The following is a 7,050-nucleotide window of genomic DNA, read 5'->3' on the forward strand; positions in this document are numbered from 1 at the left end:
TCAGACAAGCGCGTTGCGCTTGGCCATCTCGATCAAGTCCACCAGCGTGTTGACCTGAAGCTTGTGCATGAGCCGCTTTTTGTAGGTGCTGACGGTTTTGCTGCTGAGAAACATGCCTTTGGCAATTTCCTTGTTGCTGCGGCCTTGAGCGAAGAGTTGCAGTACCATCAGTTCGCGGTCATTCACCTGGCGGAAAAGTTGCAAGTCAGTGCCGGTAGTCGGGTTGTTATTGATAGCCTGGCTGGGAAAATAGTTATATCCAGCCAGCACCGCCTTGATCGCACTGAGCAGTTCACCCAGGTCTTCTTGCTTGCACACGTAACCCGCAGCACCGGAGTGCATGCAGCGCACGGCAAACAATGCCGGGGACTGTGCAGTCAATACCAGAACCTTCAAGGGCAGGGCCATCGACTGAAAACGGGCAAGAACCTCCAGGCCGTCTAGCTTGGGGATGCTGATGTCGAGGATGACCAGGTCGGGGTTGCTCTCCCGGATCATCTGCATGGCATCCACGCCGTTGTCCGACTCGCCGGCGATCTTGTAGTTCTGGTTTTCCAGCAGCATACGGACGGCCAGGCGAATGACCGGATGGTCGTCAACAATAAATATGGAGTGCATGTTCAACTTCCCTGCGGTCGTTTAGGGTGACAGGTGGCACCTTATCGCAGTTGGAAGTCGACGGGCATCCGAGGATGGGCTGTTAGCCCTATATGGGAAATGGCTTACAAGATAAAACAAAACCGGCTACGAAATGGGTATGTTTAACTCGATGTCAAAGCGCATTTGGTAACTTTTCATTGATTTTTATTCGTGTTGTTTAATTTGCCGTCAGTATATGTAGGAAGTTTCCTGCAATGAGCGGTGCAGCCGAGGCAGGCTGCACCGAAGGCACAACTCACGTAGGGCTGGAGCGCCCGGTCATTTCGCTGGCCATTTCGCTGGCGTAGCTGTCGGTCATGCCAGCGATGAAGTCGATCATGCGCAGGAAGGCACTGTGCAACGAGGTATGTGGGTCTGGCGCATTGTTGCCGATCAGGTCCAGCACCCGTCGGCTTTTGAACGATGGTGTGCGCCCACCATGCTGTTCAAGGGCTGCACCGCAGAAGGTGTTCAGCAGAATCTCTAGGGTGGTGTACGCACCGATTTCGTGCAGGGTCTTGCGCTTGTCCTGGAAGATCTTGTTGCGCGCCATGTCCTTGGCCTGCAGCACGCAGCGCTTGGCCGGGCCGTGCATGTGCTCGACCAGGTCGCCCGCCAGTTGCCCGGCCAGCAAGGCGTGCTGCTGCTCGACGAAGGCGTGGGCGGCAGCGTTGGTGAGGTGCTCGATGGCCTTGCCACGCAGAATGGCCAGCTTGCGCCGGCGCGAGTCGCGTGGGCCTAGCTGGCGGTAGGTTTCCGGCAGGTCATCACCGACCAGATCGAGCAGCAGCGCCTCGACTTCGGCGTATTGCAGTAGCTCCATTTCCAGGCCGTCTTCGAGGTCGATCAGTGCATAGCAGATGTCGTCGGCGGCCTCCATCAGGTACACCAGCGGGTGGCGCGCCCAGCGTTGGTCTTCCAGTTGTGGCAGCCCCAGTTTGCGGGCGATCTGTTCGAGCAGGGGCAGTTCGCTCTGGTAGCTGCCGAACTTGTGCTTCTTGTAACCCATGGCGTCGGCGTGGCGCGCGCTCCAGGGGTACTTGAGGTAGGTGCCGAGGGTGGCATACGTCAGCCGGGTGCCGCCGTCGAACTGGTGGTACTCCAGCTGGGTAAGCACGCGAAAACCCTGTGCGTTGCCTTCGAAGTTGAGGAAGTCGGCCCGCTCGTCGTCGTTCATGCCGTCCAGCCAGCCACGCCCGGCGGCTTGCTGGAACCAGTGGCGAATGGCGTCTTCGCCGGAGTGGCCGAAAGGCGGGTTGCCGATGTCGTGGGCCAGGCAGGCCGACTGAACGATCATTCCCAGGTCACTGGGGGCGCACCAGTCCGGCAGGCTGTCGCGCAGGGTTTCGCCGACGCGCATGCCCAGCGAGCGGCCGACACAGCTGACTTCCAACGAATGGGTCAGACGCGTGTGGATATGATCGTTGCTGGAAACCGGGTGTACCTGGGTCTTGCGCCCAAGGCGACGGAATGCGCCGGAGAAGATGATGCGGTCGTGATCTTTGTGGAAGGGGCTGCGCCCGAGCTCATCGGCGCTATAGAGGGCTTTGCCCAGGCGTTCACGGGTGAGTAGGGTGTGCCAGTCCAAGGCGCGGTCTCCTGTGCATCGAAGGCATTAGCTTCCCGTGTCGTGTGCATCTGCGCAAGGGGCAAGGTGGTACCGCCCCCGGGTGGGGGCGGGTCACTCGGGGCTCAGGGGCGGCGATTGCCTTGCAGGTACAGGCGCACTAGCGGCAGCAAGCTGCTCCCCAGCCGCACCAGGCGCGCCAGGTTGCCGCTGCGCACGCCTTTGCCGGTGAGGAAGCCCAGCGCCACCACGGCGCCAATCCCCCACAAGGGCGCATGTTTGATCCCCAGGCCATCGTGCAGCGAGCTGCCCATGCCGCGCACACGGCGCAGCGGTTCCATCAGTTGTCCCGACTCGTGACGGATTTCCTGGCGGTGCATTTCCATGCGCAGGCGCAGCAGGGCCTTGCGCAGTTCGCGCGGGTTACGCGTGTTTGGCAGGTCTGGCAGGCTCATGGCAACAGGCGCTCCCGGTCTTTGGCAAGTTCTTCGAGGGTGGCGCCGAACGGCGATGACTCGTCGAACACCGCCGCCTTCAGGCGCAGCCCGCAGTACAGCGCGGCGATGCCATAGAACACGCACAGGCCGATGATACCGGCCAGGCGATAGCTGTCCCACAGCAGCACCAGCAACAGCCCGGACAGCGCCGTCAGCAGCAGTAGCGCAAAGACCAGCGCCAGGCCGGCGAACAGCAGCAGGCTCAAGGTGCGTCCCTTTTGCTCCTGCAATTCGATGCCGAACAATTCGATGTGGCTGTGCAGCAGGCCCAGCGCGGCGGCGCCCAGGCGCCTGCCCGAGGCGCTGGCGCCGTTGGCATCATTCTCCATGGGAACCCCTCAGCGCCGGTTGGCCAGCAGGCCGATCAACAGGCCGACGCCGGCGGCGATGCCGATCGCCTGCCACGGGTTTTCCTGCACATACTCCTCGGCGCTGCCCAGTGCGGCCTGGCCGCGTTCGCGCACCGAGTCCTGGGTCAGTTGCAGGGTTTCGCGGGCCTGGGCCAGGCGGTCGTGAATCTGTTCACGCAACTCGTCGGCCTGGTCGCCGGCCAGGTTGGCAGTGTCGGCCAGAAGTTTCTCGGTGTCGCGCACCAAGGCCTGGAAGTCAGCCATCAATATCTCTTGTGCAGTCTTTGCCGATTTGCTGGCCATGGGTCTCTCCCTGTCGATTGAGTGTTGGTAATTCGAGTGATAGCACGCGCGGAAGGTTCAAGTGCCCGTGCTGGTATGGGCCTTGCTAAGTGTTTGCCACGTTGCGGGGCACCGCCGGCGGGCCTTGCTCCGATTAAGGGCGCCCATGCAGCGAATACCGATAAACCTTAACCCAATCCACGACAAACCCAAGAAAAAACCACGCAGGCTCCGCCCGGTTCGCCATAACAGGGCAGGGGGCTGGCACCGATTCGGTGCAGGGATGCAGGTTCTTGAACTGTCCTGGTGCCTTTTTCAGCAGGTCTGCCTATTTCATGGAAAACATGCACAGCGCGATGGACTCTCTGGTCCACGGTTCCAATACCCTGTTCATTCTGATGGGCGCCATTCTGGTGCTGGCCATGCATGCCGGCTTCGCGTTCCTCGAAGTGGGCACGGTGCGCCACAAGAACCAGGTCAACGCCTTGTCGAAGATCCTCAGCGATTTTGCCATCTCGGCGCTGGTGTATTTCTTTATAGGCTACTGGATCGCCTATGGCGTCAACTTCTTCCAGCCAGCGGCGACGCTGGCGGCCGATCATGGCTATGCGCTGGTCAAGTGCTTCTTCCTGCTGACATTCGCGGCGGCGATACCGGCGATTATCTCCGGCGGCATTGCCGAGCGGGCGCGCTTTGTGCCGCAGCTGTGCGCCACGGCGTTGATCGTAGCGTTCATCTACCCGTTTTTTGAAGGTGTGGTGTGGAACGGCAACCTTGGCGTGCAGGCTTGGCTGCAGGCCCGCTTCGGCGCGCCGTTCCATGACTTTGCGGGGTCCGTGGTGGTGCATGCGATGGGCGGCTGGCTGGCGTTGGCGGCGGTGCTGTTGCTGGGCGCGCGCCGCGGGCGCTACCGCGATGGCCGGCTGGTGGCGTTTGCACCGTCGAGCATTCCCTTCCTGGCGCTGGGTTCGTGGATCCTCATCATCGGCTGGTTCGGCTTTAACGTGATGAGCGCCCAGACGTTGCAGGGCGTCAGCGGCCTGGTGGCGATCAATTCATTGATGGCCATGGTCGGCGGCACCCTGTCGGCCCTGCTGGCCGGGCGCAACGACCCGGGCTTCCTGCACAATGGGCCGTTGGCCGGCCTGGTGGCCATCTGCGCCGGCTCCGACCTGATGCACCCGATCGGTGCGCTGGCCACAGGCTTGGTGGCGGGCGCACTGTTCGTCTGGACCTTCACCGCAGCGCAAAACCGCTGGAAGATCGACGACGTGCTGGGGGTGTGGCCGTTGCACGGGCTGTGCGGCGTCTGGGGGGGAATTGCCTGCGGCGTATTCGGTCAGACAGCCCTGGGTGGGATGGGCGGTGTCAGCCTGGCCAGCCAGTTGTTGGGCAGCCTGATGGGTGTGGTTGTGGCCTTGGCCGGTGGCTTTGCCGTGTACGGGGCAATTCGCGCGTTTCATGGCCTGCGCTTGAACCATGAGCAGGAGTTCCAGGGCGCGGACCTGTCACTGCACCGCATTGGCGCCACCAGCCAGGATTGAGCCAGGTCAGGTGCACGGATGGCGGGACGGACCTAGAATAGGTTTTTCCCAGCCATACCGGAACGTACTCCATGCTGCCTGAATGCCAACTGTTCGGCACCCTCGGCTGCCACCTGTGCGAAGTGGCCGAGGCCGTGCTGATGCCCTTTGTCGATCATGGCCTGCTGGTTGAACTGGTCGACATCGCCGAGAACGAGGCCCTGTTCGACCGTTATGGCCTGATCATTCCGGTGCTGCGGCGCTGCGACAACGGCGGCGAGTTGCACTGGCCGTTCGATGCCGAGCAGGTGGTGGCGTTTCTCGCGCAGTGATGGCTCCAGGGGAGCTGCGTCCCTGCTCCAAGGTGATGACGGTGAGCTGATGATCCGGTGCCTATATTCAGTCATCGGGAGCCTCGCCATGTTGATCACCCCGCATTTCACGCTTGATGAAATGATCGTTTCCCAGCTCGCCGCCAGGGACGGTTTTGATAACACGCCACCGCCGCAAGCCCGCGCCAACCTGCAGTTGCTGTGCGGGGTGCTCGAGCAGGTGCGTGCGCTGTTCGACGCACCCATCATCATCAGCAGCGGCTACCGTAGCGAGAAGGTTAACCAGCTGATCGGCGGCTCCCCGAATAGCCAGCACGTTCAGGGCCTGGCGGCAGATTTCACGGTGATTGAAGTCAGCCCGCGCGATACCGTGCGCAGAATCAGTAACAGCACCATCGCTTTCGACCAGTTGATCCTCGAATTCGATCGTTGGGTACATCTGTCCGTGACGTGCGGCACGCCCCGGAGACAGGTGCTGACCGTTCGCAAGGGCGGCGGCTATCTGCCGGGGCTGCAATGAACCGGATTGACGACGGCAAGGGGATGTTCGTATGCTGTATATAAATACAGTATCGAGGTGAACCCATGCTCAACGTCGAGCAACTCAAGTACAGCGTCAACCGCATGCCCGTGGAGCGGGTGGCCGATGCCGTGCTGGAACTGCGCCTCGAAGGCCTGGTCACCGATGACCGTACCCCGTTCGGCAAGGTCCACTTCAATACCTGTTTCGCCGAGATCGAGGCCCTGTTCCAGCGTGCCGGTTACCACCGGGGGCTGGATGTAGTGGGTTACCAAGGGTTGCTGTACGCCCTTTACGACCCAGGCCGCTGGGAGCCGGTGCAGGTGCTGCGCTGGCTGAAGGAGCGCAGCGAGGCCATAGGCCAGGCTGGTTGAGTGCGCGGGCTTGGGGGATAATGCGCGGCCGTGAATGTTTCGAGCCCTGCCATGATCACGCCTTTCGACCCCGCCCGCCAGCAAGCCAGCACGGTGTGCCTGCCCCCCGGTAACTGGGCGACGGTGCTCGATTGCCTGTGTGACCATTTCAAGGCTATCGATCGCGCCCAGTGGCTCGACCGTTTTGCCCGTGGCCGGGTGCTGGATGCCGAGGGGCGGGCGGTTTCTGCCGAATTGCCATACAAGCGCGGTATGCGTCTGCACTATTTCCGTGAAGTGCCGAACGAGCGACCAATCCCGGTGCAGGAAACGGTCCTGCATGTGGATGAGCACCTGGTGGTGGCCGACAAGCCGCATTTCCTGCCGGTGACGCCAACCGGTGAATACGTCGAGCAGACCTTGCTGCGCCGCCTGATCCGTCGTCTGGATAACCCGCACCTGGTGCCGCTGCACCGTATCGACCGCCACACCGCCGGGCTTGTGCTGTTTTCTGCCAACCCGCACAGCCGCAGTGCTTATCAGCGCCTGTTCCCCGAGCGGCGTATCGACAAGCGCTACCAGGCCATTGCCGCAGCCATGCCGCAGCATGAGTATCCGCTGGTACACAAAAGCCGGCTGGTGCATGGCGAGCCGTTTTTCCGCATGCATGAGGTAGAAGGGGAGGCTAACAGCGAGACCCTGGCCGAGGTGTTGGAGAAGAACGGTGAGCTGTGGCGCTATGGGTTGTCGCCGGTAACCGGCAAGACCCACCAATTGCGCGTGCACATGGCGGCGTTGGGGGCGGGGATCAGCAACGACCCGTTCTATCCGCAGTTGCTGAACGAAGAAGATGACTATCAGCGGCCTTTGAAACTGCTGGCACAGAGCCTGCGCTTCAAGGACCCGTTGAGCGGGGAAGAGCGGTATTTCGAGAGCCGGTTGCGGCTGGATTGGTAACGCAGGTAATCAGGCTCACGCTATCCCTGT

10 protein-coding genes are annotated in these 7,050 nt (G+C 61.8%); 5 read left to right on the forward strand and 5 right to left on the reverse strand.

From position 1 onward, the window contains the following. The 5 genes from APH36_RS12385 to APH36_RS12405 all read right to left on the reverse strand — a co-directional run bounded on the left by APH36_RS12385 (position 1) and on the right by APH36_RS12405 (position 3,356). The gene (locus APH36_RS12385) at positions 1–618 is read right to left on the reverse strand and encodes a response regulator transcription factor (protein WP_060498848.1); all 618 of its coding nucleotides are present in this window, start codon (positions 616–618) and stop codon (positions 1–3) included. 277 nt (positions 619–895) lie between these two features. Next, positions 896–2,227 carry a deoxyguanosinetriphosphate triphosphohydrolase gene (locus APH36_RS12390; RefSeq protein WP_060498849.1) on the reverse strand — a complete coding sequence of 444 codons (1,332 nt, stop codon included), beginning with the start codon at positions 2,225–2,227 and terminating at the stop codon, positions 896–898. 104 nt (positions 2,228–2,331) lie between these two features. Then, positions 2,332–2,661: a hypothetical protein gene (locus tag APH36_RS12395; RefSeq protein WP_060498850.1), complete on the reverse strand. Its 330-nt coding sequence runs from the start codon at positions 2,659–2,661 to the stop codon at positions 2,332–2,334. Next, complete coding sequence (locus tag APH36_RS12400; protein ID WP_025338297.1) at positions 2,658–3,032, reverse strand: phage holin family protein; 375 nt, start codon at positions 3,030–3,032, stop codon at positions 2,658–2,660. Before APH36_RS12400 ends, APH36_RS12395 begins: the two co-directional genes overlap by 4 nt. A gap of 9 nt (positions 3,033–3,041) precedes the next feature. Beyond that, positions 3,042–3,356, reverse strand: a complete 315-nt coding sequence (locus tag APH36_RS12405) for a YqjD family protein (protein WP_060498851.1) — start codon at positions 3,354–3,356, stop codon at positions 3,042–3,044. Positions 3,357–3,670: 314 nt separating this feature from the next. Here APH36_RS12405 and APH36_RS12410 point away from each other — a divergent pair, with 314 nt between their 5' ends. From APH36_RS12410 to APH36_RS12430, 5 genes are all read left to right on the forward strand, one after another. Continuing rightward, on the forward strand, positions 3,671–4,879 hold the full coding sequence (locus APH36_RS12410; protein WP_060498852.1) for an ammonium transporter: 1,209 nt from the start codon (positions 3,671–3,673) through the stop codon (positions 4,877–4,879). A 71-nt stretch (positions 4,880–4,950) separates the two neighbouring features. Beyond that, on the forward strand, positions 4,951–5,190 hold the full coding sequence (locus tag APH36_RS12415) for a glutaredoxin family protein (RefSeq protein ID WP_060498853.1): 240 nt from the start codon (positions 4,951–4,953) through the stop codon (positions 5,188–5,190). An 88-nt stretch (positions 5,191–5,278) separates the two neighbouring features. Beyond that, positions 5,279–5,710, forward strand: a complete 432-nt coding sequence (locus tag APH36_RS12420; protein ID WP_060498854.1) for a D-Ala-D-Ala carboxypeptidase family metallohydrolase — start codon at positions 5,279–5,281, stop codon at positions 5,708–5,710. 65 nt (positions 5,711–5,775) lie between these two features. Continuing rightward, complete coding sequence (locus APH36_RS12425) at positions 5,776–6,084, forward strand: hypothetical protein (RefSeq protein ID WP_019096184.1); 309 nt, start codon at positions 5,776–5,778, stop codon at positions 6,082–6,084. A gap of 51 nt (positions 6,085–6,135) precedes the next feature. Then, positions 6,136–7,020 (forward strand): pseudouridine synthase, encoded by an 885-nt coding sequence (locus tag APH36_RS12430; RefSeq protein WP_060498855.1) that lies wholly within the window; start codon positions 6,136–6,138, stop codon positions 7,018–7,020. The last annotated feature ends 30 nt before the right edge of the window (positions 7,021–7,050 follow it).

The organism is Pseudomonas sp. NBRC 111133, assembly GCF_001320605.1.
Taxonomy (GTDB): Bacteria; Pseudomonadota; Gammaproteobacteria; order Pseudomonadales; family Pseudomonadaceae; genus Aquipseudomonas; species Aquipseudomonas monteilii.

What these genes read in the sequence shown, in the direction of transcription:
- APH36_RS12385 (WP_060498848.1), bottom strand. Translation starts at nt 618, where the DNA reads ATGCACTCCATATTTATTGTTGACGACCATCCGGTCATTCGCCTGGCC.
- APH36_RS12395 (WP_060498850.1), bottom strand. Translation starts at nt 2,661, where the DNA reads ATGAGCCTGCCAGACCTGCCAAACACGCGTAACCCGCGCGAACTGCGC.
- APH36_RS12400 (WP_025338297.1), bottom strand. Translation starts at nt 3,032, where the DNA reads ATGGAGAATGATGCCAACGGCGCCAGCGCCTCGGGCAGGCGCCTGGGC.
- APH36_RS12405 (WP_060498851.1), bottom strand. Translation starts at nt 3,356, where the DNA reads ATGGCCAGCAAATCGGCAAAGACTGCACAAGAGATATTGATGGCTGAC.
- APH36_RS12410 (WP_060498852.1), top strand. Translation starts at nt 3,671, where the DNA reads ATGGAAAACATGCACAGCGCGATGGACTCTCTGGTCCACGGTTCCAAT.
- APH36_RS12415 (WP_060498853.1), top strand. Translation starts at nt 4,951, where the DNA reads ATGCTGCCTGAATGCCAACTGTTCGGCACCCTCGGCTGCCACCTGTGC.
- APH36_RS12420 (WP_060498854.1), top strand. Translation starts at nt 5,279, where the DNA reads ATGTTGATCACCCCGCATTTCACGCTTGATGAAATGATCGTTTCCCAG.
- APH36_RS12425 (WP_019096184.1), top strand. Translation starts at nt 5,776, where the DNA reads ATGCTCAACGTCGAGCAACTCAAGTACAGCGTCAACCGCATGCCCGTG.
- APH36_RS12430 (WP_060498855.1), top strand. Translation starts at nt 6,136, where the DNA reads ATGATCACGCCTTTCGACCCCGCCCGCCAGCAAGCCAGCACGGTGTGC.